This is a genomic window from Ruegeria marisflavi (assembly GCF_025673445.1).
Classification (GTDB): domain Bacteria; phylum Pseudomonadota; class Alphaproteobacteria; order Rhodobacterales; family Rhodobacteraceae; genus Ruegeria_B; species Ruegeria_B marisflavi.
Genome location: NZ_JAOVQN010000003.1, coordinates 141,320 through 165,663 on the forward strand (window position 1 = coordinate 141,320; position 24,344 = coordinate 165,663).

A 24,344-nucleotide genomic window follows, 5' to 3' on the forward strand; every position below is an offset into this window, starting at 1 on the left:
CGGGCATTTTTTCGGGGAAAAATGCCGGTACCCTATTTCAGACGCTCAAACGTCGCTCCGGCGGCCAGGTCTCCGATGGGTGAGACGCGGGTTTTGCCATAAAGATCAACGAGGTGAGCGAAGACGTTGCGCTCGGCCGCAGGCAGCAGGGCGGCCGGTGTCTCGGTATAGATCCGTTCGGCCAGTCCGCGCGCGGTACACGCACCATCCTCCAGCGCCTCCAGGATCGCGGCCTCGCGGCCCTGCCGGTGTTCGATCAGCCAGTCGAGCCGGGCGGCGGGCGCTTCCACCGGCGCCCCGTGACCGGGGTGGAACGCGCGCCAGTTGCGGGCGCGCAGCCGGGCGCAGGCGGCCATGAAATCGGTCAGGTCGCCATCGGGGGGCGAGACCAGCGAACTGGCCCATCCCATCACGTGGTCGGCGGTGAAGCAGAGATCCTCCCAGGCCAAGGCGATATGGTTGCCCAGGTGGCCTGGGGTATGGATCACCTCCAGCGCCCAGCCGTCGCCTTCGATGACCTCACCATCGGCAACCGTCCGGTCAGGCGTGAACGCGCGGTCGATGCCCTCGCCGCCACCCGTCAGCCCACCGGCGGCCAGCGCCTGCATCACCGCGCTGCGCCCGGCTTCGGGCCCGCCATAGGCCAATACCGGCGCGCCGGTGCGCGCGGCCAGCGGGCGGGCCAGCGGCGAGTGGTCCAGATGCGTATGGGTGACCACGATATGGCTGATGCTCTGTCCCGGCCCCAGCGCCGCCAGAATCGCCTCCAGATGCGCCGCACTCTCCGGGCCGGGGTCGATCACCGCCAGTTCGCGCGTGCCCAGCAGATAGGTGTTGGTGCCGCGATAGGTCATCGGCGAGGGATTCGGCGCCACCACCCGGCGCAAGCCGGGGGTCAGTTCGATGGAGACGCCCACAGGCGGGTCAAAATCGTCGGGCGGCGTCATCATATGCGTCTTTTGCTCCCTCTGTCGGCAGGCTAGGCTTAGCCCATGACCTTCCGTTGGCTCAAACACTATTCTCCGCGCAGCATCTATACCCGGGCGGCGATCATCATCGTGGTGCCGGTGATCGTCGTGCAGATCGTGGTCTCGGTGGTGTTCCTGCAACGCCACCTGGAGGACGTGACCAAGCAGATGACCCTGACTGTGGTGCGCGAGATCGAGATGATCGCGCGCCAGGCGCCCGAGGCGGGCACCCAGGACCACTTTCTGACCACGCTGGCGCCTTTCCTGTCACCGCTGCACATCACCATGCGCTTCGTGCCACCGGCCGAGGTGCCCAAGGCCGATCTGCTGCCCTGGACCGACTACACCGGCCGCCAGGTGCAGCGCACGATTCGCAACCGTCTGCCACAGGTGCTGGCGGTAGAACTGCCCAACACCCGCCAGGCGCGGCTGTTCCTTGACACCGATCTGGGCGCGGTCGAGCTCAGCTTCGACCGCCGCCGCCTGTCGCCCGCCGCGCCGCATCAGCTGATCGTGACCATGGTGTTCTTCGGCGTGCTGATGACGGCGATTGCGTTCCTCTACATGCGCAACCAGTTGCGCCCGCTCAAACGGTTGTCGGATGCGGCGCAGGCCTTTGGTCGCGGCCATACCGTGCCCTACAGCCCCTCTGGTGCCATCGAGATTCGCGCCGCTGGCAGCGCCTTTCTCGACATGCGTGCCCGGATCGAGCGGCACATCGAACAGCGAACGCTGATGCTGTCCGGGGTCAGCCACGACCTGCGCACGCCGCTGACCCGCTTGAAACTCGGGCTTGCCATGCTCGATGAAGAGGACGCAGCACCGCTGTTGCAGGATGTTACCGAGATGCAGCAGATGCTCGACGCCTTTCTTGATTTCTCGCGCGGGGTCTCGGAATCGGCGCCCGAACCGGTCGACCCCGTCGCATTGTTGCGCCAGATTGTCGAAGATGCCCAACGCTCGCAAACCAATGTGGAACTGGTCGCCAGTGAGGGTTGTGAAGCGGACGAAAAGGTCATGCTCCGCCCCATGGCGCTGCGCCGCGCGGTCGAGAACCTGATCGGCAATGCCTTGCGTTATGGCAGCCGGGCCGAGGTCAGCCTTGCCATGACTTCGAAGTTCCTGCGCATCCGGGTCGAGGATGACGGCCCCGGCATCCCCGCGGACAAAAGGGCCGAGGCGATCAAGCCGTTCCAGCGGCTCGATGCGGCGCGCAACCAGAACAAGGGCGGTGGTGTGGGCCTGGGCCTTGCCATCGTTGCCGATGTCGCCCGCGCCCATGGCGGCGCGCTCAGGCTGGGCGACAGCCAGCGCCTCGGCGGGCTCTGCGCGGATATCGTTATCGGGCGGTGACTGCTGGTTCCGGCAGGAACCTATGCAACCTTTCCTGTCAGACCAGTGTCGTAAGTTTGGAACAGCCTGTTCGCCGAGTCGCCACTGGCAACGGATTGAAAATCCCTGCCGTGCAGTTCCCAGGCGGCCTGAAGCATCAAAGGTGCCGCCAACAAAGCAGATTTGGGGAACTCGGTATGCCGGGTACGGGGGAACCTGTGAGTTTCGATCTCCGCCCCGGCGTCAAACGCAATATCTTTCGCGTGGTGTCCAGCTGCCAGATTGGCGAATTTCGGATAAGCGCTGAACACTGTTTTTTGCATTCCCAATTCGTCTTCAATGTCGTTCAAGCCGGGAAACATATTCGTCTGGTCAATGTTCAGCGTGATGACTCGGTCGAAGCTGTAAAACCACACCGGCTGCTGCTGCGCACAGATATGCATGTCAAACCCTTTCCAGCACACCAGATCCTCACCTGCCAGAGCATCCCGGAAATCTTTGAGCGAAAGGCCATCGCGCTCGGGTTGTGTACCAACTTTTGCCTCCACAATAGAATCTATTGCTGGGTATTGAATTGCATGCCGGAAACAGGACACAAGTCTTTTTACTGGGTCACGGGTGATCTTGATCAGGGTATAGCCCTTGCCGCCAGCGTTGATCAGGTCGGCCAGGCGCCGAGAATAGTTTTCTGAATCATAGTAGCGTTTCTGACGATAATTATGCGGCCAAGGATCGAATTGATTGGATTCCTGAAGCAATCCCTCGTGTATCAAGAACCAGATCAAGGCTTGCGAGCAACCGGACTTCGGAGACCAGGACAGCACAACGTTGTTATTGCTGAACAAAAGCGGTCTCGGTTCGAGCGTGAGTTGACTGGGAATCACGGTCATGGAAGGTCCTTCAGCGGTATTGGAATGGCATCGAAAAAACCGATAGTGGCATTACTTTCCGGTATCAATACGATACGTCGTGGCAGGGTGAAATTTTAGGAGATTGATTGACAGCAGATTTCTCTCGGAAATGTGAATCGGCTTAAATGGATTTCGAGCGAAAATTTGCGTATGATTGTCAAATTATGACGGCATCAAACGAATGGCCAGTTGGCCTCGATACTGTATGCACGCAGATATTCTCAGAGTATTTCAGTGTCAATTGAGAAAGATCAGTGGACGGCAACTCTCTGGCGAGGAGATTGTGAGCTATGAAAACGTGGGACTTTCAATGATGCGTTTTAGCCTGGTTTCCCTGATCATGGGCGAACGAATCAAGCCCAAGGGTCAGACCCTGGTCAGGTTCATAGAAAGATCTGGCAGTGGACGTTGGTAGGCCTGGCAGGATTTGAACCCGCAACCAAAGCGTTATGAGCGCTCTGCTCTAACCGTTGAGCTACAGGCCCGCCTGCCTGTTGGTTAGGCAATGCGGGCCACAGGGTCAAGCGGTGATTGCGTCGACCTTCGCCTGCGGATCGCGCAGCGCCTCGAACCGGGCCACCGCGGTCTCGATGGTCAGATCACGGCGGCGGTCGGGTGTGCGGCGCGAGGGGTAGACGGCAAACACATCCTTGATCGGCGGCTGGTACTCCGGCAGCACCAGTTCGAACGCGCCATTGGCGATCTGTTCCGCGACCATGAACCGGGGCACCCGGGTATAGCCCGAGCCAGAGGCGACCGCCCGCATGATCAGGTCCGGGTCATCGGCGGTGAACCCCACCCGCACCGGCGCCGGATATTCCCGCCCGTCGCGGCGCAGGGGAAAGAACCCCTTGGTCTGATCTTCGTGATGCTGGATGAAATCCAGCCGCTTCATGTCGTCGGGCTGGCGGGGTCGGCCGACCCGGTCGAGATAGGCGGGCGTGGCGATCAGCACCGTTTCCAGCGCCGAGATCTTGCGCCCGAATCCGTCCGTATCGCCCAGCCGTCCGGTGCGGATCGCCAGATCATAGCCCTCGCGCACCACATCGACCAGCCGGTCCTCCAGACGCATGACGATGTTCAGATCGGGATGGGCGGCATTCATCTCGATCAGCATGGGTCCGATCACGCTGCGCCCCAGAAAGGAACTGACGCTGATGCGAAAGGTGCCCGAAACGCTGCTTTCCAGCTGGTCCAGCTCGGCCGTCATCCGATTATAGCCCGACAGCAGGGTCTGGGCATGCACATAGACCAGATCGCCCGCCCGGGTCGCATGAATGCCGCGCGCGGTGCGGTGCAGGAGTTGCTGGCCGATGGCGGTCTCCAGCTGCTTGATCTGCTGGCTGACCGCCGATTGGGTGATGCCGCGCCTGCGGGAGGCCCGGTTCAGGCTGCCCTCGTCCAGGGCAATGGCAAAGGTTTCAAGCAGGGTCAGCCGATCCATGTCCTACCTATAAGCGTTGCTGATAACCGTTATCTGAGGGGCAGGGATATCTACCGCCCTGTTGGCAGATTATCCGGACTTCACGGGAAAATTCCCCGGAACAGATAGTGGAGTTTCTTATGACAATCAATCGCAGGGCTTTCTTGTCCACGCTGGCAGCGGCGCCGGTTCTGAGTCTTGGTGGCGGCGCTGTTGCGCGGGCCGAGGCGGCCGGGGCAGGGGCGATTACCCATGGTTTCACCCTGGGCGATGCGCGGGTGACGGTGCTCCTCGACGGGCATCTGCCGGTCGGTACTCAGCTGATCAACGGCTATGACGAGGCCCGCGCGCAACAGGTGCTGGCGCAGGGCCTGCACCGGATGCAGGACAACGCCCTGACCATTCCGGTCAACGGCTATCTGGTCGAACGCGCCGGGCGCCGGGTGCTGATCGACACCGGCACCGCCCAGCTGATGGGGCCCGGGCTGGGCGCGCTGCATGCGGGTCTCGCGGCGGCCGGGGTCGCGCCCGACAGTATCGACACCGTGCTGCTGACCCATATGCATCCCGACCACGCGGGTGGCCTCTTGGCCGCTGACGGGACAGCCGCCTTTGCCAATGCCGAACTGGTGGTGGCGCAGCGCGAATGGGATTTCTGGCACGATGACGCCATCCTGGCCAGCGTGCCCGAGGGCAGCCGCGGCTTCTTCGATATGGCGCGCCGCGCGGTGGCGCCTTATGCCGACCGGCTGCGTCTGCTGCAAGGCGAGGGCGAGGCGGCCCCCGGTTTTACCGCGCTCGACCTGCCGGGGCACACGCCCGGCCATACCGGCTTCATGCTGGATGCGGGGGGCGAGGGGCTGTTGTTCTGGGGCGACCTGATCCATTCCACCGCACTGCAATTCGCCGAGCCGGGCTGGACCATCGCCTTTGACGCCGATCCGGCGCAGACCGTGACCACCCGGCGCCGGATGCTGGACCGCGCCGTGGCCGACAACCTGCTGGTGACCGGCGCGCATCTCGACTTCCCGGCGCTTGGCCGGGTGCTGCGGCAGGGCGAGGCCTATGCCTGGCAGGCCGCGCCCTGGCAATTCGGCCTCTGACGCCCCCAGCCCCGCACCCCCAGCCCCGCACCCAATGTCGCGGTGCGGGGCGATCCCTGTTCCCTTCCGTTTCGCCTTGCGCTAAAGGCTGCCGCAACGTTTTGGAAGGAGCCAGAGGATGACCAGCGGCAAGAACGGCATCACCTATGCCGAGGCAGGGGTGGATATCGACGCGGGCAACGCGCTGGTGGACCGGATCAAGCCGGCCGCCAAGCGCACCAACCGCCCCGGCGTGGCCAGCGGGCTGGGGGGCTTTGGCGCGCTGTTCGACCTCAAGGGGGCAGGCTACACCGACCCGGTGCTGGTCGCGGCCACTGACGGGGTCGGCACCAAGCTGCGCATCGCCATCGACACCGGGCTGGTCGACGGCGTCGGCATCGACCTGGTTGCCATGTGCGTCAACGACCTGGTGTGTCAGGGCGCCGAGCCGCTGTTTTTCCTCGATTATTTCGCAACTGGCAAGCTCGAGACCGAGCAGGCCGCCCGCATCATCGAAGGTATCGCCGAAGGCTGCGTGCAGTCCGGCTGCGCCCTGATCGGCGGCGAGACTGCCGAGATGCCCGGCATGTACCCGGCGGGCGATTTCGACCTCGCAGGCTTTGCGGTCGGCGCGATGGAGCGCGGCACCGCGCTGCCCGAAGGTGTGGCAGAGGGCGACGTGCTGCTGGGCCTCGCCTCGAACGGGGTGCATTCCAACGGCTATTCGCTGGTGCGCAAACTGGTCGAGATCTCGGGCAACACCTGGGAATCGGATTGCCCCTTTGGCCCCGGCAAACTGGGCGAGGCGCTGCTGACGCCGACCCGGCTTTATGTGCGCCAGGTGCTGGCCGCGATCCGCGCCGGTGGCGTGCATGCGCTGGCCCATATCACCGGCGGCGGCCTGACTGAGAACCTGCCGCGCGTCCTGCCCGAGGGCATGGGCGCCACCATCGACCTCGACGCATGGGATCTGCCGCCTGTGTTCCGCTGGATGGCTGAAACCGGCGGCATCGCCGAGGCCGAGATGCTCAAGACCTTCAACTGCGGCATCGGCATGATCGTGGTCTGCGCCGCAGACCGGGCCGAGGCACTGGCCGAGCTGTTGAGTGCCGAGGGCGAAACTGTCGCCCGCATCGGCACCGTCACCACCACGCCCGGCATCGCCTACACGGGCAAGCTGCTGTGAGCGCAAAGCGCGTCGCGATCCTGATCTCGGGCGGCGGGTCGAACATGGTCACGCTGGTCGACAGCATGACCGGCGACCATCCGGCGCGGCCCTGTCTGGTGCTCTCGAATGACGCAAACGCGGGCGGGTTGGCCAAGGCCGCCGCGCGCGGCGTGCCTACGGCGGTGGTCGATCACCGCCCCTTTGGCAAGGATCGTGCCGCGTTCGAGGCCGAACTGATCAAGCCGATCCTCGATGCGGGCACCGATATCGTCTGCCTGGCCGGGTTCATGCGGGTGCTCACGGCCGGGTTCACCGACCGCTTTCAGGGTCGGATGCTGAATATCCACCCCTCGCTGCTGCCCAAATACAAGGGGCTGCACACCCATGCCCGCGCGCTGGCCGCCGGTGATACCGAACATGGCTGCACCGTGCACGAGGTGACCTCAGAGCTCGACGACGGCCCGATCCTGGGTCAGGCCCGAGTCGCCATCGAACCCGGCGACACGCCGGAAACCCTCGCTGCCCGGGTGCTGAGCTGGGAACACAAACTCTATCCTGCCGTCCTGCGCCGCTTTGCCGGCGGCGATCGCCGCCCGGTCTGGTTGCCCTGATGTAAACCCAGTGTTGCCGAATGGGGGTTTGCAGATCTTCGGGTATGATCCTAATGTCATCCAATCCGGGCCGTTCGCAGGGCAGGGATCATACGCATAGAAAAGCAAGAGCAAGACCATAGCCGAATGAAAACTCTGACCACGACGCAAGACCTGGCCGATTTCTGTGCCGCAGCCGCAACTCACCCCTATGTCACCGTCGATACCGAGTTCCTGCGCGAGCGGACCTATTACTCCAAGCTCTGCCTCGTCCAACTCGCCTATCCCGGCGAGGGCGAGGACAGCGCGGTTCTGGTCGATCCGCTGGCCGAAGATCTGTCACTGGACCCGCTCTATGACCTCTTCCGCAACGAGGCGGTGGTCAAGGTATTCCATGCCGCCCGACAGGATCTGGAGATCTTCTGGGTCGATGCGGGCGTGTTCCCCAAGCCGCTCTTCGACACTCAGGTCGCCGCGATGGTCTGCGGTTTCGGCGAACAGGTGGGGTATGAGACGCTGGTGCGCAAGATCTGCCGCCAGGGCGTCGACAAGACCTCGCGGTTCACCGACTGGTCGCGCCGCCCGCTGACGGATGCGCAAAAGACCTATGCGCTGGCCGATGTCACCCATCTGCGCCGCGTCTACGAACATCTCTCGGCCGAGCTGGAGAAATCCGGCCGCACCCATTGGGTGGCCGAAGAGTTGCAGACCCTGACCGACCCGACAATCTACGACATCCGCCCCGAAGAGGCATGGCGCCGGATCAAGACGCGCACCTCCTCGGGCAAGTTCCTGGCCGTTGTGCGCGAACTGGCCGCGTTCCGCGAGAACCACGCCCAGACCAACAACATCCCGCGCAGCCGGGTGTTTAAGGACGACGCGCTGATCGAGCTGGCCTCGACCAAGCCGCGCACCCATGCCGACCTCGGCGGCTCGCGGCTCCTGCTGCGCGAGGCGCGCAAGGGCGCCATCGCCGATGGTATCCTCGAAGCGGTCAAGCGCGGCACCGAATGCCCGCCCGAGCAGATGCCCAAGGTGGAAAACGGGCGCGAGAACCTTCAGGTCAACCCGGCGCTGGCCGATCTCTTGCGCGTTCTGCTGAAGGCCAAGACCGAAAACGAGGGCGTCGCGGCAAAACTCATCGCCTCCAGCGCCGATCTCGACCTGATCGCGGCGGGCGAACGTGACGTGAGCGCGCTAACCGGCTGGCGCTATGAGGTGTTCGGAGAGGACGCGCTGCGCCTCTGTGACGGCAAGGTGGCGCTGGCCGCCAAGGGCCAGACCATCCGGCTGATACAGCTTTAGCGGCGGCGCGATTCCAACGCGCCCTGCTGGCCCTCGACCCGGATCACCTTGATCCCGGCCAGATCCTTGCGCGTCAGGCTGGCGGCCGCCCGCACGGTCCGCGTGTTCTCGGCCCCTTGCGGGGTTGCGTCCTCGGGATAATCGACGCGGAACGTATAGGCCAGGATACCCGCCTTGGCGTTCTCTTCGCTGATCACCCGGCGCAGTTCGGCGTCAAAGGCGCCCTGGCGATTGGCAATGCCCACCGCATAGACGATGGCGCCGGTGGTGGTCGGTTCGACCTTGAGCTCGGTCACTCGGGTGATCGGGATCGTGTTGTCTACCGCGTCCGGACGGGCAAACAGACCCTTGCCGCCGCCGCTGGGGATCAGCGGGTTGGCATCGGCATCTGCCGAGGCCGCCACCGGCGCCGGGTTCGAGGGGCCGAACCAGTTCGACGGGTTCACCCGCGAGTCGCGCCAGCCGCCACAGGCGCTCAGCATCATCCCGGCAGTCACAAGAACGGTCAGTGGTTTCAGCATCTCGTGTGCGCGCCCCGTATTGCGTTGGTCCCTTGATTACCGGTTAGCGCATCCCGGACGCGTTGAAAAGCCATGCCGGGGCTGGACAGCCCCGCCCGCGCACCTTAGGTCACAGCAAACCCGCGTGCGCAGAGCAGGAGTAACAGATGGCAAGCCCCGCCTTCGAAGAGATTGTCGAGGATTTCGAGTTCCTTGACGACTGGGAGGACCGCTATCGCCATGTCATCGAACTGGGCAAGGCGATGGAGCCGCTCGACGATGCGTTCAAGGTGCCCGCCAACAAGGTGCATGGCTGTGCCAGCCAGGTCTGGCTGCAACCGGCGATCGAGAATGGTGTGTTCCGGTTCGACGGCGACAGCGACGCGATGATCGTGCGCGGGCTGATCGCGGTGCTCAGGACGCTTTACAACGATACGCCGGTGACCGAGGTCGGCAGCATCGATGCGCGCGCCGAACTGGGGCGGCTGGGGCTGCACGATCACCTCTCGGCGCAGCGCTCGAACGGGGTGCGGGCGATGATCGAGCGAATCCGCGAGGTCGCGGCCGCGCACGCCTGAGGCGGGCCGGGCGGGGGGCTCTGCCCCCGTCGCGCGATGCGCGACTCCCCCGGGATATTTTCAGCAAGAGGATGGAGGCGATGCGGACCATCGGGCCAGGGTGGTTTCAAGATCGCCATAGCCGGTGAATCGGCGCTCGAAGGAGAGGCCGAGCCGATCGGCACAGGCGCGCGCCTTGGCGGTCAGGGCCGGGTCGTCAGTCTGCGCCTGGTAGACCAGTTTCGTGTAATTGCCGAACATCATCGGGATGAGTTCGGGGTGGCGGTCGAAGCCCATCGGTTTCCAGACAAAGGCATCGAACTGGCGCACCAGAAAATCGGTCAGGTAAAAGGCGGTGAACTCTTCTTCGGCGATCTTGGTAAACCGGTCGTTGCCTTCGAAGAAGGAATAGCAATGCGGGCCCTTGACCATCTCGACCCCAAGGCGCGCGCAGGCCTGTTCCAGCAGGCCGCCAGTGCCGCAATCGGCATAGACGACAAAGATCTGGGCATAGCGCCCGCGGTGCTTGGCGACTGCCTCCTCGACGGCGGCGGTGATCCGCTCGGGATGAACATGCAGGATCGCGGGCAGGCAGGTCACGTCCATATGGGACCAGCCGTTGCGCTCGCGTAGGTCCAGGATTTCGCGCGCCAGCGCACCGCAGGCGATCAGCAGGATGCGGGACCGGTCATCCCGAAGGTCAGCGCCCTCGCGGGTCAGCGTGTCGTCATCGGGCAGGGCGCTGGTGTTGGTCATCTGGGGTCCATCCGTGATGCTACTTTCAGAATGGCGTCTTTCGCCGCGAGGGCAAGCCTCGCGCCGACCTCGCATGTCAATGCAACGACAGGCGGCTGCAGGCCGGGCTGGTCGGGATCCCATCGCAGACGCCTCGAAACGAACAAGGCCACCCCTAGGAGTGGCCTGTCGATCTTCGCATTTGCGCTGGCTCAGACCGCCATGCGGTTGTGCTTGCGGCCGACCCAGTCCTTGGCGGTTTCCACCGCCACGGCCGCGTCACGGCAATAGGCGTCGGCGCCGATGGCCTTGCCGAATTCCTCGTTCAGCGGCGCGCCGCCGACCAGCACGATGTAATCGTCGCGCACGCCTTTTTCGACCAGCGTGTCGATCACCACCTTCATGTAAGGCATGGTGGTGGTCAGCAGCGCCGACATGCCCAGGATGTCGGGCTGTTCCCGCTCCAGCGCATCCAGATAGTTCTCGACCGGGTTGTTGATGCCCAGATCGACCACTTCGAATCCCGCGCCTTCCATCATCATCGACACAAGGTTCTTGCCGATGTCGTGAATGTCGCCCTTGACGGTGCCGATCACCATCTTGCCGACACGCGGCGCGCCGGTTTCGGCCAGCAGCGGCTTCAGGATGGCCATGCCGCCCTTCATCGCGTTGGCGGCCAGCAGCACTTCGGGCACGAACAGGATGCCGTCGCGGAAGTCGGCGCCGACGATGGTCATGCCGCCGACCAGCGCCTTGGTCAGCACGTCATAGGGGGCCCAGCCGCGCTCGATCAGGATGTTCACGGCCTCTTCGATCTCTTCCTTGAGACCGTCATAGAGGTCGTCGAACATCTGCTGGACGAGTTCCTCGTCGTCGAGTTCCGACAGGATGATGTCATCTTCTTCCGACATGGCGTGATTCCTTGAGCGTTGGTGGGGAGAGGCCCCGGATGCGTTTTTTCCCTTTTTGCCCAAGGGTCACTTTTCGACTGCGTCGATTGCGACATGGGCGGTGTTGCAACCGACCTATAGAAAGGAATTCGCCGGATTGATAATGAGTAATCCGCAGAATGATCATGGGCGGGGCGCATGATCTGACGTCCTCGTGCTGCCGGGCGCGATCCGTCCCTTGCGTAATGTTCGCATTATGTTCTAGTCATGTTCCATGAGTCCCACCGATCCATCGCAGAATCTCGGCATCCGCACCCCCGGGCGTGGCGCGCTCAGCAATCTGGCGGGGCGGTATGAGCGGCATGCGCGCATGTCCGAATCCGACGGCTGGGAGCAGGACGGCGATCTGCCGCCGTTGCGCACCCATGTCGCGATCGAGACCGCGCGCAGCTTGATCACCTATAACCGCTCGCCCGACCTGCCGTTCGACCGCTCGATCAACCCCTACCGGGGTTGCGAACATGGCTGCGTCTATTGCTTTGCCCGCCCGACCCATGCCTATCTCGGCCTGTCGCCGGGGCTCGATTTCGAAACCCGGCTGGTGGCGCGGCCCAACGCGGCCGAGGTGCTGCGCGCCGAGCTCAGCGCCCGCCGTTACAAGGTGGCGCCGATTGCCATCGGCACCAATACCGACCCCTACCAGCCAATCGAGAAAACCCACCGGATCACCCGCGATTGCCTTGCGGTGCTGGCCGAGTTCAATCACCCGGTCGCCATCGTGACCAAGGGCGCCCTGATCGAGCGTGATCTCGACATCCTCGGCCCGATGGCGGCGCGCGGGTTGGCGCGCGTCGGCATCTCGCTCACCACGCTCGATGCCGACCTGTCGCGGCGGATGGAACCGCGCGCGCCCGCACCGAACCGGCGGCTGGCGATGATCCGCGCGCTGACCGGGGCAGGGGTGCCGGTGCGTCTGATGACCTCGCCGCTGGTGCCCGGCCTCACCGATCACGAGATGGAGGCGCTTTTGGCCGCCGGGGCCGAGGCCGGCGCCGACACCGCCAGCTGGATCATGCTGCGCCTGCCGCGCGAGGTCTCGCAGCTCTGGCAGGAGTGGCTGGCCGACCACAAGCCGAACCAGGCGGCCAAGGTGATGGCGCGCCTGCGCGAGATGCATGGCGGCCGCGACTATGATCCGCGCTGGGGCCACCGGATGCGGGGCGAGGGGCACTATGCCGAGATGATGGCGCAACGGTTCCGCGCCGCCTGCAAACGCGTCGGGCTGGCACAGCAGGCGCCAGCCCTCAGGTGCGATCTGTTCCTGGTGCCGCCGCAGCCGGGCGATCAGCTCAGCCTGTTCTGAAACAGCTGTTGAACGCTGTACAAAACGGACAGACCGGTCATTTGCGGGCGTACAAAACGGTCATTTTTCGGTACAAACGAAGAACCCCGGCGGATGGCTCCACCGGGGTTGAATTGGTCGGGTCCGACGGATCGGATCAGCGGTCTTCGATATCCACATAATCGCGCGCGGTCGAGCCGAGGTAGAGCTGACGCGGGCGGCCGATCTTGTGCTGCGGGTCGGACAGCTGTTCCTTCCACTGGCTGATCCAGCCCACAGTCCGCGACACGGCGAAGATGGGCGTGAACATCGAGGTCGGGAAACCCATCGCCTCAAGGATGATGCCCGAGTAGAAGTCCACGTTCGGAAACAGTTTTTTCTCGGCGAAGTAGTCGTCGGCCAGGGCCGCGCGTTCCAGTTCCTTGGCGGTGGCCAGGATCGGGTTGTTCTCCACGCCCAGCAGATCCAGCACCTCGTCGGCGGACTGTTTCATGACGGTCGCGCGCGGATCGAAGTTTTTGTAGACCCGGTGGCCAAAGCCCATCAGGCGGAACGGATCGTTCTTGTCCTTGGCGCGGGCGATGAACTCGGGAATACGGTCTGGAGTGCCGATTTCCTTAAGCATTTCAAGGCACGCCTGGTTCGCCCCACCATGCGCGGGCCCCCAGAGGCAGGCGATCCCTGCAGCGATACAGGCGAACGGATTGGCGCCTGACGACGACGCCAGACGCACGGTCGAAGTCGAGGCGTTCTGCTCGTGATCGGCATGCAGCGTAAAAATCCGGTCCATGGCTCGGGCCAGGATCGGGTCCACGTGGTAATGCTCGGCCGGGACGGCAAAGCACATCTGCAGGAAGTTGGCCGCGTAGTCCAGATCGTTGCGTGGATACATGAACGGCTGGCCGATGGAGTATTTGTACGCCATCGCCGCGATTGTCGGCATCTTGGCAATCAACCGGTGGCTGGCGATCTCGCGCTGATGCGGGTCGGCGATATCGGTCGAGTCGTGATAGAAGGCCGACATCGCGCCGACCACACCCACCATGGTTGCCATCGGATGCGCATCTCGGCGGAAGCCCCGGAAGAAATAGTGCATCTGCTCGTGGATCATGGTGTGGCGGGTGATCGTGGTCTCGAACTTCTCCAGATCCTTTGCGGTCGGCAGCTCACCGTAAAGCAGCAGATAGCAGACCTCGAGGTAATGCGACTTGGCCGCCAGCTGGTCGATCGGATAACCGCGATGCAACAGCTCGCCCAGCTCGCCGTCGATATAGGTGATAGTGCTGTCGCAGCTCGCGGTCGAGGTGAAGCCGGGGTCATACGTAAAGACCCCCGCCTGACCGTAAAGCTTTCGGATATCAATGACATCCGGGCCCGTCGAAGGCGAAAGGACTGGCAACTCGTAGGTTTGGCCGTTCAGGCTGAGCGTCGCGGATTTCTTATCTTCAGTCATTCTTGTCCCTTCCTTGTGGCAGGCACGGGACATGCGGCTCTGGCGCGTGTCCCATGCGGGCGTGTCCACACGCGCGCGCGCAGACCCGGGTCTTAACCGCGTGAGTTTACCCGATCGTAAAGATCAGGCAGCCTCGGCCGCGTCCTGGATACGGGCCAGACTTTCGTCGCGTCCCAAAACCAGCATCATGTCAAAAACCGAAGGCGTAATCGAACGTCCTGCAAGTGCGGCCCTGAGTGGACCGGCAAGCTTGCCAAACTTGGTTCCCTTGGCCTCGGCAAAAGCGTTCAAAGCTTCTTCCAGACTATCTCGCGTCCAGCTAGCATTTTGCAAGTGCGGCGTCAATTCTCTCAGTATACCGTCGGATACAGACGCCAGCGCAGCGGCGGCTTTCTCATCCGGTTGAATGGGGCGGGATGCCAGAACAAAAGATGCTTTTTCAACAAGTTCGGGAAAAGTGCGGGCCCTGTCCTTGAGGCAATACATCGCACGTTCGAGATCACTGGATTGTGTCGCGCTGAGAGCAGGCAGACCGGCTGCCGCAAGATAGGCTTCCAGCTCTTGCCGCAGCGCAGCATCATCCGAGATCGCGATATGCTGGCCGCACAGATTCTCGAGCTTTTTCAGATCGAACCGGGCAGGAGATTTGCCGATTCCATCCAGATCGAACCACGCGCGCGCCTGCGCATCGGTAAAGAACTCGTCGTCGCCATGGCTCCAGCCCAGTCGCGCCAGATAGTTGCGCATGCCGGCGGCGGGGTAGCCCATGGCCTGGTATTCCTGCGCTCCCAACACGCCGTGGCGCTTGGACAGTTTCTTGCCGTCAGGTCCGTGGATCAGCGGGATATGGGCCCAGACCGGCACATCCCAGCCCATCGCCTCATAGATCATCATCTGGCGGGCGGCGTTGTTCAGGTGGTCGTCACCCCGGATCACATGGGTCACCCCCATGTCGTGGTCATCGACCACCACCGCCAGCATATAGACCGGCGTCCCGTCCGAGCGCAGCAGGACCATGTCATCGAGCTGGTCGTTGCGGATGGTCACATCGCCCTGCACCTGGTCGCGGATCACAGTTTCCCCGCTCTGCGGCGCCTTGATGCGGATGACATAGGGCACGTCCGGATGGCTCGACGGATCGGCGTCGCGCCAGGGGCTGCGGAACAGGGTCGAGCGTTTCTCGGCCTGGGCGGCCTCGCGAAAGGCCTGAATTTCTTCCTGTGTGGAAAAACACTTATAGGCCTTGCCCTGGGCCAGCAACTCCCGCGCCACTTCGGCATGCCGGGGCGCGCGTTCGAACTGGCTGATCACCTCGCCATCATGGTCCAGGCCCAGCCAGTTCAGCCCTTGCAGGATGGCGGCCGTGGCCTCGGGCGTGGAGCGCGCCCGGTCGGTATCCTCGATCCTGAGCAGGAATTTTCCGCCACGTCCCCGAGCGTAAAGCCAGTTGAACAGGGCGGTGCGGGCACCGCCGATATGGAGATATCCGGTGGGCGAGGGGGCAAAACGGGTAACGACCTGTTCCGGCATAAGTTCAATTTACCTTTTGGTAACCATGGGGGGCTAGCGTTTGACGCCTGTCTAACGAGCCGGGCGATCAGGAGCAAGCATGCGCGTTCTGGCCAGGATCGAACGCGGCCTGCTGGAGCAGAGGGGGCACTTGTTTCCCTGGGTTCCGGTCTTTCTGGGCATTGGGATCGGTTTCTACTTTCTGCCACGGCAGGAGCCGGGCACATGGGGCGTCGCATTCGTCGCCTGTGTCGCGCTGGTTCTGGCGGTCCTGGCCCGGCGGGTGTCCGCCGCGTGGTCGCCGCTGCTTTGGGCGCTGGTTCTGGTCAACTCCGGGTTCCTCCTGGCGGCGGGTCGGGCGCATTATGTCTCGGCCCCGGTGCTCGACTGGCGATATTACGGCCCGGTCGAGGGGCGCGTCATTGCGCTGGACCGCTCTGCCTCGGACCGGTTGCGGGTGACATTGGACCAGGTCCGGATGGACAGGATCGCGGCGGACGAAGTGCCGGACCAGGTCCGGATATCCCTGTCCGACGATACCGCGCAATTGCCTCCGGGCGGGCGTGTCATGACAATGGCGCATCTTGCGCCGCCGCAAGGCCCGGTGGAGCCCGGCGGCTTTGATTTCCGGCGCCACGCCTGGTTTCAGAGGCTGGGGGCGATCGGGTACACGCGAACGCCCATGTTGGTCGCGGCCCCTGCGGATACCAGCGCATTCCGGCTGCGCCTGCTGGCTGTCCGAACGGCGGCCTCGGACAGGATCCGCGAGCAACTGCCGGGCGATGTCGGCGGGTTTGCCGCCGCCGTGACCACGGGTGACCGCAGCGGTGTCAGCCAATCTGCCCTGATGGCGCTTCGGGCAAGCAATCTGGCGCATCTGCTGGCGATCTCGGGATTGCACATGGGGCTTCTCGCGGGGTTCGTGTTTGCCGCATTGCGGGTTGGCCTGTCGTTGATCCCATCGCTCGCGTTGCGCCTGCCGGTGCGCAAGCTTGCGGCCATTGGCGCTTTGCTGGTCGCGGCGGGGTATCTGGCGCTGTCGGGGGGCAACGTGGCGACGCAAAGGGCTTTTGTCATGGTCGCGGTCATGCTGGGGGCGGTGCTGGTCGACCGACGGGCCTTGTCGCTGCGTGCGGTGGCAGCCGCGGCCACCGGTGTGCTGCTGCTGCGCCCCGAGGCGCTGCTTGGTCCGGGGTTCCAGATGAGTTTCGCCGCGACCGTGGCGCTGGTCGCGGTCTTTGGCTGGATCCGGGACGCAGAGATCAGCCTGGGACCGCGGTGGCTGCATCCGGTGGCGGGGCTGGTGGTGTCTTCGGCAGTGGCCGGGCTGGCCACGGCTCCGGTCGCAGCCGCGCATTTCAACACCATTGCCCATTTCGGGCTGTTAGCCAACCTGGTCTCGGTCCCGCTGATGGGGTTGCTGATCATTCCGGCGGCGGTGTTGGCGCTGGTATTGGCGCCGGTCTCGCTTGATTGGATCGGGTTGAAGCTTATGGAGTTGGGGCTCAGCTGGATCCTTGGGGTGGCGCATTGGACCGCCAGTATCGAAGGTGCTCAGGGCTTTGTGGCGCGTCCTGGGCCAGAGGTGCTGCCGCTTCTGGCGCTCGGCGGGTTGAGTGTTGTTTTGTGGCGCGGCCGCTTACGGTTGGCAGGTGTGCCGATCATGGCCGCGGCTCTGGTCATTTGGTCCCTGACGGAGAGGCCGGACATTTTGGTTGCCGACACCGGCGGGCTGGTCGGGATCATGACGCCAGAGGGGCGCGCGCTGAGCAAGCCGCGCGGCTCGGGATTCATCGCCGAGGTCTGGCTGGAGAATGATGGCGACGGTGCCGATCAACCGACTGCCGCTGCGCGCTGGCCAGGCGAGGGTAACGTCAGACGGATACAGAGCGGGGCGGTCCAAATTGTACATGTGACCGGCAAGCGCGGGGCGCAGCAACTGACCGGGTGTACCAAGACGGAAATCGTCATTTCATCCGTACCACTGGACTTGATCGGTCCGTGCATGGTGTTTGATCCCGCCAGCCTGTCGCGCTCGGGGGCGGTCAGCCTGTCTCAGGATGGCAAGCTGTCCGCCATCGCAGGGCAGGAGCGTCGGCTGTGGTCGCCGGCAGCGCAGCGGGATCAGTAGGTCCGGATCAACCCGACAAGCCGGCCCTGAACGCTCACCTTGTCTTCGGGGAACACGCGGGTTTCGTAAGCCGGATTGGCCGCCTCGAGCGCGATGGAGCCGCCGCGACGAAAGAATCGTTTCAATGTTGCTTCCTGTCCTTCGACAAGGGCCACGACGATATCGCCATTGTCAGCTACCGAAGTTTCGCGGATTACCACGACATCGCCCTCGTTGATGCCGGCCTCGATCATCGAGTCGCCCTTGACCTCAAGCGCGTAATGTTCGCCTCGGCCGATCATGCTGCCGGGCACCGCAACCTGGTGCGAGACGTGGCTGATCGCCTCGATGGGAACGCCAGCGGCAATGCGGCCCATAACGGGAAGCTCGACGACGTGGATACTGACCGGCTCGGCGTTTGCCGGGCGTGAATTGGGCCGGTCTCCCTCGATCACGCGGGGGGTAAAACCTGTCGTTGGCTCGCCGCCCAGGCTTTCAGGAAGTTTCACGATTTCTATCGCGCGGGCACGGTGGGCCAATCTCCGGATGAAACCCCGCTCTTCCAGTGCGGTGATCAACCGGTGGATGCCGGATTTGGAGCGCAGATCCAGCGCCAGTTTCATCTCGTCGAAACTGGGTGGAACACCGTCCGCCTGCATCCGCTTGTGAATGAATTCCAGCAAATCCAGTTGCTTCTTGGTCAGCATGGCCCGCACCCCTTTACCCTTGTGTTTACATTTGTTCTACGCATGTTCTTGTTTTGTGTCAACAAGCGTGTCAACAACCTACAACGGCAAGTAGAGTACCTGGTTACCTTCGGCCAAAGCCGGGTCATCGGGTGGGCGCATCAAAAGGGCGTTTGCTTGCGCCAGGATCGACAGGAGCGAGCTGTCCTGATCGCCGAATGCGGTGATCTGGCCATTTTCGACCGTGGCCCGCATGTAATGCTCGCGGGGGCCGTTGGCGGATAACGAGGCCGCCAGCGTTGCCCGGTGGAAGTTCACTTGCGGGTTCAGACCCAGAAGCTTCTGCAACATGGGCAACACGAAGATATGTCCGCAAACCATTGCAGAAACAGGGTTTCCAGGCAGGCCAACCATTGCCATGCCGTTCAGGCGACCGGCCATCAGGGGCTTGCCCGGCCGCATGCGTACCTTGTAAAAGGCGCGCTCCATCCCAAGCCCAGAGGTGACATCGCCGACCAGGTCGTGGTCGCCGACCGAGGCGCCACCGACGGTGACGACCAGATCCGCGCCTGACGCGAGATCCAGGGCGGTGGCGAGCGATCCGCGGGTATCGCGTGCGATCGGCAACAAACGCACATGCGCGCACGCCTCCTCGAACATCGCTTTCAGACCGAAGGTATTCGATGCGATGATCTGGTCGGGTCCTGGCTCTTCTCCGGGCATGACCAGTTCATCGCCTGTCGAAATCAAGGCGACAACCGGCTTGCGGCGCACCGGTACCACCGGTGTGTTCATGGCAGCAAGCAGCGCAATGTCTTCGGGCCGCAGTATCCGCGGGGACGAGATGATCTGACCAACCCGGAAATCGGCACCTGCGGGGCGAATGTTTGATTTGTCTCCGGGTTGGTTCCGAATGGTGATCAGGTCGCCCTTTCGCTCCACATCTTCCTGAATGACAACAAAATCCGCGCCGTCGGGAACAGGGGCGCCGGTAAAGATGCGCACGGCCTGTCCGGCGCCTACCTGACCGCCATAGCGATGGCCGGCAGCGGCTTCTCCGATCACCTTGAGCATCGCGTGGCGTTCCACCTCGGCGGATTTCAAGGCATAACCGTCCATCGACGAGGCGGCAAAAGGCGGCTGATCCCGGGTTGCGGCCACATCGGCCGCCAACACGCGCCGGGCCGCCAGGGCCAATGGCACCTGTTCGGTGTCAACCGGGGTGACCAGATCCAGCAGCAGTTTGCGCGCTTCTTCGACGGTGATCATGTCGCCTCATAACGTCCTGATTTTCCGCCATCTTTAAGGGCAACTTGGATCCCGCCGATCTGCATCGCCTTGTCGACGGCCTTGACCATGTCATAGACCGTCAGCGCGGCGGTGGACACGGCTGTCAGCGCCTCCATCTCGACCCCGGTCTGGCCGGTGGTCTTGACCGTTGCTTCGATCTGAACACCGGGAAGGTCTGGGTCGAGCGTCAGTTCGACTGCAACCTTGGTGATCGGAAGCGGATGGCAGAGCGGGATCAGGTCGGGGGTTTTCTTGGCCCCCATGATGCCGGCGAGACGCGCCACGCCCAGGACGTCGCCCTTCTTGGCGCGGCCCTCGGAGATCAGATCAAATGTCGCCTGCGCCATCACGACATGCCCGCGCGCAACCGCAACCCGGTCCGTCACCGCCTTGTCGGAGACATCGACCATATGCGCGTCGCCCTTGGCGTCGAAATGGGTAAGCGCCATCACATCGCTCCGGGCATCAGCGGGTTGGCAAGCAGGTCGCTGGTGGCTTGCGCCACATCGTCCTGCCGCATCAGGCTTTCGCCGATCAGGAAACACCGCGCGCCATAGCGGGCCATATCCGCCAGATCGGCCGAGGTGTTCAACCCGCTTTCGCACACGATGATCCGGTCCGGAGGCACAAGCTTTGACAGCCGCCGGGTGGTGTCGAGCGAGGTCTCAAAGGTTTTGAGGTTTCGGTTGTTGATGCCGATGAGCGGGCTTTTCAGAAGTTGTGCCCGTTCCAGTTCGGCCTCGTCATGCACTTCGATCAGAACATCCATGCCCCAGTCCATGGCGGTCTGTTCCAGCTCTTCTGCCTGCGCGTCCTCGACCGAGGCCATGATGATCAGGATGCAATCCGCCCCAAGCGCGCGCGCCTCGACAACCTGATAGGGGTCGTACATGAAGTCCTTGCGCAAGGCCGGAAGCGTGCAGGCCGCGCGGGCCGCAGACAGGTATTCCTTGGCCCCCTGAAAGCTGGGGGTATCGGTGAGCACCGACAAGCATGTCGCGCCGCCTTCGGCATAGGCTGCTGCCAGAGCGGGTGGATCGAAATCCGGGCGGATCAGGCCTTTTGACGGGCTGGCCTTCTTGATCTCGGCAATCAGGCCATAACCGTCGCGTGTCGCCTGGATCAGTGCGTCGGCAAAGCCGCGTGTCGGTTCGGCCTCGCGCGCATCGGCCTCAAGCGTCGACAGCGGTACGCGGGCCTTGTCGGCGGCGACTTCTTCCAGCTTGTAGGCTTTGATCTTGTCCAGAACAGTCTCTGTCATGCGGATTCCTGTGTAATGCGGGCAAGGGCTTCGACCTTGGCACGGGCCTTGCCGCTGTCGATGCTTTCGGCGGCCATGGCGACACCTTCGCGCAGGTCGGCGGCGGTGTCAGCGACCACCAGCGCGGCGGCGGCGTTAAGCAGCACCGCGTCGCGATAGGCTGAAGGCGCACCATCCAGCAGGGCGCGAAAAGCGGATGCGTTTTCTTCGGGCGTGCCGCCGATGATGGCCTCGAACGGATGCACCGGCAGCCCGGCATCCTCGGGGTGAAGCTCGACATCCTTGACTGTTCCGTCCTCCAGCGCGGCGACCCAGGTGATGCCGGTGATCGTCATCTCGTCGGTGCCGTCCGAGCCATGCACCAGCCAGGCGCGGTCAGATCCCAGCAGACCCAGTGTTTCGGCCATGGGCCGGATCAACGACCGGGTGAAGGCACCGGTCAATTGACGTTTGACCCCGGCGGGGTTGGTGAGCGGCCCCAGGATGTTGAATATGGTGCGGGTTCCCAGCTCTGACCGGGTCGGCATCACATGCGCGGTCGCCGGGTGATGCATGGGCGCCATCATGAAGCCGATGCCAGCCTCTTTCAGTGCCTTTTCAACGGTTTTTGGGCCGACCATCACGTTGATTCCCATCTGCGATTGCAGATCGGCGGTACCGGATTTCGAACTGAGGTTGCGGTTGCCGTGCTTGGCCACGACGACGCCTGCGCCAGCGGTCACAAAGGCGGTCGCGGTCGAGATGTTGAGTGTATTTTTGCCATCCCCGCCGGTGCCCACGATATCCATCGCCCCCTCGGGCGCGCGCACGGCGTTGCATTTGGCCCGCATCACAGCAGCTGCGGCTGCGAATTCATCGACGGTTTCGCCACGGGTACGCAGTGCCATCAGCAGGCCGCCGATCTGGCTGGGCGTCGCTTCGCCTTCGAACAGGATGGTAAAGGCCGCTTCGGCCTCGGCACGGGTCAGCGGGCGGTCGGCGGCGGCACCGATCAACGGTTTCAGCGCGTCGCTCATGCCGGAACCTTCATAGTATCAAGGAAATTCTTCAGCAGCGCATGCCCGTGTTCCGAGGCGATGGATTCCGGGTGGAACTGAACACCGTGGATCGGCAGGCTCTTGTGTTGCAGGCCCATGATGGTGCCGTCTTCCAGCTCGGCCGTGATTTCCAGGCACTCGGGCAGGCTCTCGCGATCCACGACCAGGGAATGATATCGGGTCGCCTCGAAGGGCGAGGGGAGTCCAGCGAACAGGCCCTTGCCGGTGTGGTGCATCTTGCCCATCTTGCCATGCACGATCTCATGGCAGCGCACCACCTTGCCACCAAACGCCTGACCGATGGTCTGGTGACCAAGGCAGACACCCATCAACGGTGTGCGCGTTTCAGCGGCAGCTTCGGTCAGGGCAAGGCAGATTCCGGCCTGATCGGGGTCGCAGGGACCCGGGCTCAGCAGGATGCCGGCGGGCCGCATGGCCATTGCTTCCTGCACGTTCAGGGCGTCATTGCGACGCACCTCGATCTCGGCGCCGAGTTCGCCAAGGTAATGCACGAGGTTGTATGTGAAACTGTCGTAGTTGTCGATCAAGAGCAGCATCTTGGGCCTTTTCCTGTCGGGCATTAGGGGCTGGTGGCGCAGGGCCCAGCCAAGCTATAGTGGTCGCGCCCCTACATGTTCAGGCTTGCGCGGCAGCGTCAAGGGCAGACGGGAGCAACAGGCAAAAAGTAGAAACAAGACCAATCAAAGAGGCTTGAGGAGATGGGCGGATATTTCGGAGGTATCCTTACGGGCGCTATCCTGGTGCTAATCGCGGGGGCGTGGCTGTCACTTGCAACCCCTTTGCCGAAACGTCCCGATGTCGCAAGCGATGCCCCGTCCGCGCAGAGCGGTGCGGCACAGTCCGAGACGGGAATCATCGCGGCACCCGGGCGCGACGCGGACCTGGTTGAACTGGCCCCCCGCCAGCCGGATGCCAAGGACGGCGGCGAAACGCTCACCGCCTTGTCCGGGACCGACACGCAACCGCCCGAGAAACCCGTTGTCGGCGCGGTCTCGGATGCGATCACGGAACCGGTCGAGGCCGCTGGTGCGGATGTCTCGGTTGATGGCGTCGAACCGGTTGCCCCGGCACCAATGGCCGAAGCGCCGCTTGCGCCGCAAGATAGCACCGAGCCCACAATCAACACCGCCGCCCCGGAACAACCGTCATTGTCGACCACATCGGTCCCCGATCAGGCTGTGGCGCCTGCTGTGTCAGAGCCTTTGCTGGAGGTTGTCGCCAGCACCGATGCGCAACCTTCCAAGGACGAGGTCACCGCGACAACCGTGCCGGACAGAGATTCTGATCCAACGCCCGATACCAAGGCCGCAGAAGAACCGAAACCGGAAGAGGAGAAGACCTCCCGTATCGCTGTGCTGCCGCAGATCGGGTCGGAGTCGGAGGCTTCAGTACCTCACGTCGGCACGCCCGTCATTCCCCTCACCGAGCGCGATAAGGCAGAGACAGCAACTGGTGCGCTAGAAGCCCGGCCGATCGACCTGTTCGCGGCAGAGTTCGAGAACCCCGATGACAAGCCATTGCTGTCGATCGTCCTGATCGATGACGCGAACGGGTTGGGAGGCGAAGCGCTGCGCGAATTTCCTTATCCGCTAAGTTACGCACTCGACCCGAATGATCCCGACGCCGCCGAGAAAATGGCCCGTTATCGGTCTGCTGGCGCCGAGGTTTTGATCATCGCCGATCTGGCCGCGACCTCCACCGCGCAGGATGCAGAGGTGTCTATGTCTGTCTGGCTTGGTAAGCTGCCGGAAACCGTGGGCATTCTGGAGGGGACTGATACTGGGATCCAGGGCAACCGGGCGCTCTCGGATCAGGTCACCGCGATTGCGGCAGGCACCGGGCGCGGGTTGCTGACACAGGACAACGGGCTGAACACGGTTTACAAGTTGGCGGCCCGTGACGGAATACCGGCAGCGGTTGTGTTTCGGGATTTTGATGGGGCCGGACAGTCGCCCACGGTGATGCGCCGATTCCTCGATCAGGCTGCGTTCCGCGCAGGGCAGGAAGGTTCGGTGGTCATGTTGGGCCGGGTCCGGCCGGACACGATTTCGGCGCTGCTGCTTTGGGGCTTGCAAGATCGCGCAGGTCGCGTGGCTTTGGCGCCGATATCCGCGGTCATGAAGCGTCGTGCACAGTAGGGGTGGTGCGCCACTGATGGTGGGTGCAACTGGATG

General features: G+C 63.5%; 23 protein-coding genes and 1 tRNA gene. 9 read left to right on the forward strand and 15 right to left on the reverse strand.

Annotated features, from left to right (window positions below; genetic code table 11):
* Positions 1-32: 32 nt before the first annotated feature.
* Positions 33-947: an MBL fold metallo-hydrolase gene (locus OEZ49_RS04470; RefSeq protein WP_263387191.1), complete on the reverse strand. Its 915-nt coding sequence runs from the start codon at positions 945-947 to the stop codon at positions 33-35.
* A gap of 45 nt (positions 948-992) precedes the next feature.
* Here OEZ49_RS04470 and OEZ49_RS04475 point away from each other — a divergent pair, with 45 nt between their 5' ends.
* Positions 993-2,321 (forward strand): ATP-binding protein, encoded by a 1,329-nt coding sequence (locus OEZ49_RS04475; RefSeq protein ID WP_263387192.1) that lies wholly within the window; start codon positions 993-995, stop codon positions 2,319-2,321.
* A gap of 20 nt (positions 2,322-2,341) precedes the next feature.
* Here OEZ49_RS04475 and OEZ49_RS04480 read toward each other — a convergent pair whose 3' ends face one another.
* The 3 genes from OEZ49_RS04480 to OEZ49_RS04490 all read right to left on the reverse strand — a co-directional run bounded on the left by OEZ49_RS04480 (position 2,342) and on the right by OEZ49_RS04490 (position 4,655).
* On the reverse strand, positions 2,342-3,190 hold the full coding sequence (locus OEZ49_RS04480; RefSeq protein ID WP_263387193.1) for a sulfotransferase family protein: 849 nt from the start codon (positions 3,188-3,190) through the stop codon (positions 2,342-2,344).
* Positions 3,191-3,620: 430 nt separating this feature from the next.
* Positions 3,621-3,696: transfer RNA gene (locus OEZ49_RS04485), tRNA-Ile, on the reverse strand.
* A gap of 35 nt (positions 3,697-3,731) precedes the next feature.
* Positions 3,732-4,655, reverse strand: a complete 924-nt coding sequence (locus tag OEZ49_RS04490; RefSeq protein ID WP_263387194.1) for a LysR family transcriptional regulator — start codon at positions 4,653-4,655, stop codon at positions 3,732-3,734.
* A 119-nt stretch (positions 4,656-4,774) separates the two neighbouring features.
* On the opposite strand from OEZ49_RS04490, the gene OEZ49_RS04495 reads away from it, so the two are divergent.
* The 4 genes from OEZ49_RS04495 (at position 4,775) to rnd (ending at position 8,779) form a co-directional block, all read left to right on the forward strand.
* A complete protein-coding gene (locus tag OEZ49_RS04495; protein WP_263387195.1) occupies positions 4,775-5,737 on the forward strand; it encodes an MBL fold metallo-hydrolase in 963 nt (320 codons plus the stop codon).
* Between the two features lie 118 nt (positions 5,738-5,855).
* Entirely contained in the window at positions 5,856-6,902 is a 1,047-nt protein-coding gene (purM, locus tag OEZ49_RS04500; protein WP_263387196.1) for a phosphoribosylformylglycinamidine cyclo-ligase, read from the forward strand.
* Positions 6,899-7,495, forward strand: coding sequence for a phosphoribosylglycinamide formyltransferase (purN, locus tag OEZ49_RS04505; protein ID WP_263387197.1), 597 nt, complete (start codon positions 6,899-6,901; stop codon positions 7,493-7,495). The genes purM and purN overlap by 4 nt, the downstream gene beginning before the upstream one ends.
* A gap of 126 nt (positions 7,496-7,621) precedes the next feature.
* Entirely contained in the window at positions 7,622-8,779 is a 1,158-nt protein-coding gene (gene rnd / locus OEZ49_RS04510) for a ribonuclease D (RefSeq protein ID WP_164127990.1), read from the forward strand.
* Here rnd and OEZ49_RS04515 read toward each other — a convergent pair.
* Positions 8,776-9,300, reverse strand: a complete 525-nt coding sequence (locus OEZ49_RS04515) for a hypothetical protein (RefSeq protein ID WP_263387198.1) — start codon at positions 9,298-9,300, stop codon at positions 8,776-8,778. The two genes, rnd and OEZ49_RS04515, sit on opposite strands and share 4 nt — an antisense overlap.
* A 146-nt stretch (positions 9,301-9,446) precedes the next feature.
* Between OEZ49_RS04515 and OEZ49_RS04520 the strand changes: the two genes are divergently transcribed.
* Complete coding sequence (locus OEZ49_RS04520) at positions 9,447-9,857, forward strand: SufE family protein (RefSeq protein ID WP_263387199.1); 411 nt, start codon at positions 9,447-9,449, stop codon at positions 9,855-9,857.
* Between the two features lie 60 nt (positions 9,858-9,917).
* On the opposite strand, the gene OEZ49_RS04525 is transcribed toward OEZ49_RS04520, so the two are convergent.
* Together OEZ49_RS04525 and OEZ49_RS04530 are read right to left on the reverse strand one after the other, a co-directional pair.
* A complete protein-coding gene (locus tag OEZ49_RS04525) occupies positions 9,918-10,592 on the reverse strand; it encodes a DUF1638 domain-containing protein (protein WP_263387200.1) in 675 nt (224 codons plus the stop codon).
* A gap of 191 nt (positions 10,593-10,783) precedes the next feature.
* Positions 10,784-11,482, reverse strand: a complete 699-nt coding sequence (locus tag OEZ49_RS04530) for a corrinoid protein (protein ID WP_164127980.1) — start codon at positions 11,480-11,482, stop codon at positions 10,784-10,786.
* Positions 11,483-11,735: 253 nt separating this feature from the next.
* Between OEZ49_RS04530 and OEZ49_RS04535 the strand changes: the two genes are divergently transcribed.
* Positions 11,736-12,824 (forward strand): PA0069 family radical SAM protein, encoded by a 1,089-nt coding sequence (locus tag OEZ49_RS04535; RefSeq protein ID WP_263387201.1) that lies wholly within the window; start codon positions 11,736-11,738, stop codon positions 12,822-12,824.
* Between the two features lie 136 nt (positions 12,825-12,960).
* On the opposite strand, the gene OEZ49_RS04540 is transcribed toward OEZ49_RS04535, so the two are convergent.
* Positions 12,961-14,256 carry a citrate synthase gene (locus OEZ49_RS04540; protein WP_263387202.1) on the reverse strand — a complete coding sequence of 432 codons (1,296 nt, stop codon included), beginning with the start codon at positions 14,254-14,256 and terminating at the stop codon, positions 12,961-12,963.
* 123 nt (positions 14,257-14,379) lie between these two features.
* Positions 14,380-15,786 (reverse strand): glutamate--tRNA ligase, encoded by a 1,407-nt coding sequence (gene gltX / locus OEZ49_RS04545; protein WP_263387203.1) that lies wholly within the window; start codon positions 15,784-15,786, stop codon positions 14,380-14,382.
* 79 nt (positions 15,787-15,865) lie between these two features.
* Between gltX and OEZ49_RS04550 the strand changes: the two genes are divergently transcribed.
* Positions 15,866-17,896, forward strand: coding sequence for a ComEC/Rec2 family competence protein (locus OEZ49_RS04550; protein ID WP_263387204.1), 2,031 nt, complete (start codon positions 15,866-15,868; stop codon positions 17,894-17,896).
* Here OEZ49_RS04550 and lexA read toward each other — a convergent pair.
* From lexA to OEZ49_RS04580, 6 genes are all read right to left on the reverse strand, one after another.
* A complete protein-coding gene (gene lexA, locus OEZ49_RS04555; RefSeq protein WP_263387205.1) occupies positions 17,890-18,582 on the reverse strand; it encodes a transcriptional repressor LexA in 693 nt (230 codons plus the stop codon). The two genes, OEZ49_RS04550 and lexA, sit on opposite strands and share 7 nt — an antisense overlap.
* Positions 18,583-18,660: 78 nt before the next feature.
* Positions 18,661-19,830 (reverse strand): molybdopterin molybdotransferase MoeA, encoded by a 1,170-nt coding sequence (locus OEZ49_RS04560; protein ID WP_263387206.1) that lies wholly within the window; start codon positions 19,828-19,830, stop codon positions 18,661-18,663.
* On the reverse strand, positions 19,827-20,300 hold the full coding sequence (gene moaC / locus OEZ49_RS04565; RefSeq protein ID WP_263387207.1) for a cyclic pyranopterin monophosphate synthase MoaC: 474 nt from the start codon (positions 20,298-20,300) through the stop codon (positions 19,827-19,829). The genes OEZ49_RS04560 and moaC overlap by 4 nt, the downstream gene beginning before the upstream one ends.
* Positions 20,300-21,112, reverse strand: coding sequence for an indole-3-glycerol phosphate synthase TrpC (trpC, locus tag OEZ49_RS04570; RefSeq protein ID WP_263387208.1), 813 nt, complete (start codon positions 21,110-21,112; stop codon positions 20,300-20,302). Before trpC ends, moaC begins: the two co-directional genes overlap by 1 nt.
* Positions 21,109-22,128 (reverse strand): anthranilate phosphoribosyltransferase, encoded by a 1,020-nt coding sequence (trpD, locus tag OEZ49_RS04575; protein WP_263387209.1) that lies wholly within the window; start codon positions 22,126-22,128, stop codon positions 21,109-21,111. Before trpD ends, trpC begins: the two co-directional genes overlap by 4 nt.
* Positions 22,125-22,706, reverse strand: coding sequence for an anthranilate synthase component II (locus OEZ49_RS04580; protein ID WP_263387210.1), 582 nt, complete (start codon positions 22,704-22,706; stop codon positions 22,125-22,127). The genes trpD and OEZ49_RS04580 overlap by 4 nt, the downstream gene beginning before the upstream one ends.
* Before the next feature lie 162 nt (positions 22,707-22,868).
* Here OEZ49_RS04580 and OEZ49_RS04585 point away from each other — a divergent pair, with 162 nt between their 5' ends.
* Positions 22,869-24,308 (forward strand): divergent polysaccharide deacetylase family protein, encoded by a 1,440-nt coding sequence (locus OEZ49_RS04585; protein ID WP_263387211.1) that lies wholly within the window; start codon positions 22,869-22,871, stop codon positions 24,306-24,308.
* Positions 24,309-24,344 lie beyond the last annotated feature (36 nt).

Bases quoted from the DNA above. Each gene is read 5' to 3' on its own strand.
- gltX (WP_263387203.1), bottom strand. From the start codon at position 15,786: ATGCCGGAACAGGTCGTTACCCGTTTTGCCCCCTCGCCCACCGGATAT.
- OEZ49_RS04490 (WP_263387194.1), bottom strand. From the start codon at position 4,655: ATGGATCGGCTGACCCTGCTTGAAACCTTTGCCATTGCCCTGGACGAG.
- OEZ49_RS04530 (WP_164127980.1), bottom strand. From the start codon at position 11,482: ATGTCGGAAGAAGATGACATCATCCTGTCGGAACTCGACGACGAGGAA.
- OEZ49_RS04540 (WP_263387202.1), bottom strand. From the start codon at position 14,256: ATGACTGAAGATAAGAAATCCGCGACGCTCAGCCTGAACGGCCAAACC.
- OEZ49_RS04470 (WP_263387191.1), bottom strand. From the start codon at position 947: ATGACGCCGCCCGACGATTTTGACCCGCCTGTGGGCGTCTCCATCGAA.
- OEZ49_RS04560 (WP_263387206.1), bottom strand. From the start codon at position 19,830: ATGATCACCGTCGAAGAAGCGCGCAAACTGCTGCTGGATCTGGTCACC.
- OEZ49_RS04480 (WP_263387193.1), bottom strand. From the start codon at position 3,190: ATGACCGTGATTCCCAGTCAACTCACGCTCGAACCGAGACCGCTTTTG.
- OEZ49_RS04535 (WP_263387201.1), top strand. From the start codon at position 11,736: ATGAGTCCCACCGATCCATCGCAGAATCTCGGCATCCGCACCCCCGGG.
- OEZ49_RS04525 (WP_263387200.1), bottom strand. From the start codon at position 10,592: ATGACCAACACCAGCGCCCTGCCCGATGACGACACGCTGACCCGCGAG.
- OEZ49_RS04520 (WP_263387199.1), top strand. From the start codon at position 9,447: ATGGCAAGCCCCGCCTTCGAAGAGATTGTCGAGGATTTCGAGTTCCTT.
- OEZ49_RS04585 (WP_263387211.1), top strand. From the start codon at position 22,869: ATGGGCGGATATTTCGGAGGTATCCTTACGGGCGCTATCCTGGTGCTA.
- lexA (WP_263387205.1), bottom strand. From the start codon at position 18,582: ATGCTGACCAAGAAGCAACTGGATTTGCTGGAATTCATTCACAAGCGG.
- OEZ49_RS04475 (WP_263387192.1), top strand. From the start codon at position 993: ATGACCTTCCGTTGGCTCAAACACTATTCTCCGCGCAGCATCTATACC.
- trpD (WP_263387209.1), bottom strand. From the start codon at position 22,128: ATGAGCGACGCGCTGAAACCGTTGATCGGTGCCGCCGCCGACCGCCCG.
- trpC (WP_263387208.1), bottom strand. From the start codon at position 21,112: ATGACAGAGACTGTTCTGGACAAGATCAAAGCCTACAAGCTGGAAGAA.
- moaC (WP_263387207.1), bottom strand. From the start codon at position 20,300: ATGGCGCTTACCCATTTCGACGCCAAGGGCGACGCGCATATGGTCGAT.
- OEZ49_RS04515 (WP_263387198.1), bottom strand. From the start codon at position 9,300: ATGCTGAAACCACTGACCGTTCTTGTGACTGCCGGGATGATGCTGAGC.
- OEZ49_RS04495 (WP_263387195.1), top strand. From the start codon at position 4,775: ATGACAATCAATCGCAGGGCTTTCTTGTCCACGCTGGCAGCGGCGCCG.
- rnd (WP_164127990.1), top strand. From the start codon at position 7,622: ATGAAAACTCTGACCACGACGCAAGACCTGGCCGATTTCTGTGCCGCA.
- OEZ49_RS04550 (WP_263387204.1), top strand. From the start codon at position 15,866: ATGCGCGTTCTGGCCAGGATCGAACGCGGCCTGCTGGAGCAGAGGGGG.
- OEZ49_RS04580 (WP_263387210.1), bottom strand. From the start codon at position 22,706: ATGCTGCTCTTGATCGACAACTACGACAGTTTCACATACAACCTCGTG.
- purM (WP_263387196.1), top strand. From the start codon at position 5,856: ATGACCAGCGGCAAGAACGGCATCACCTATGCCGAGGCAGGGGTGGAT.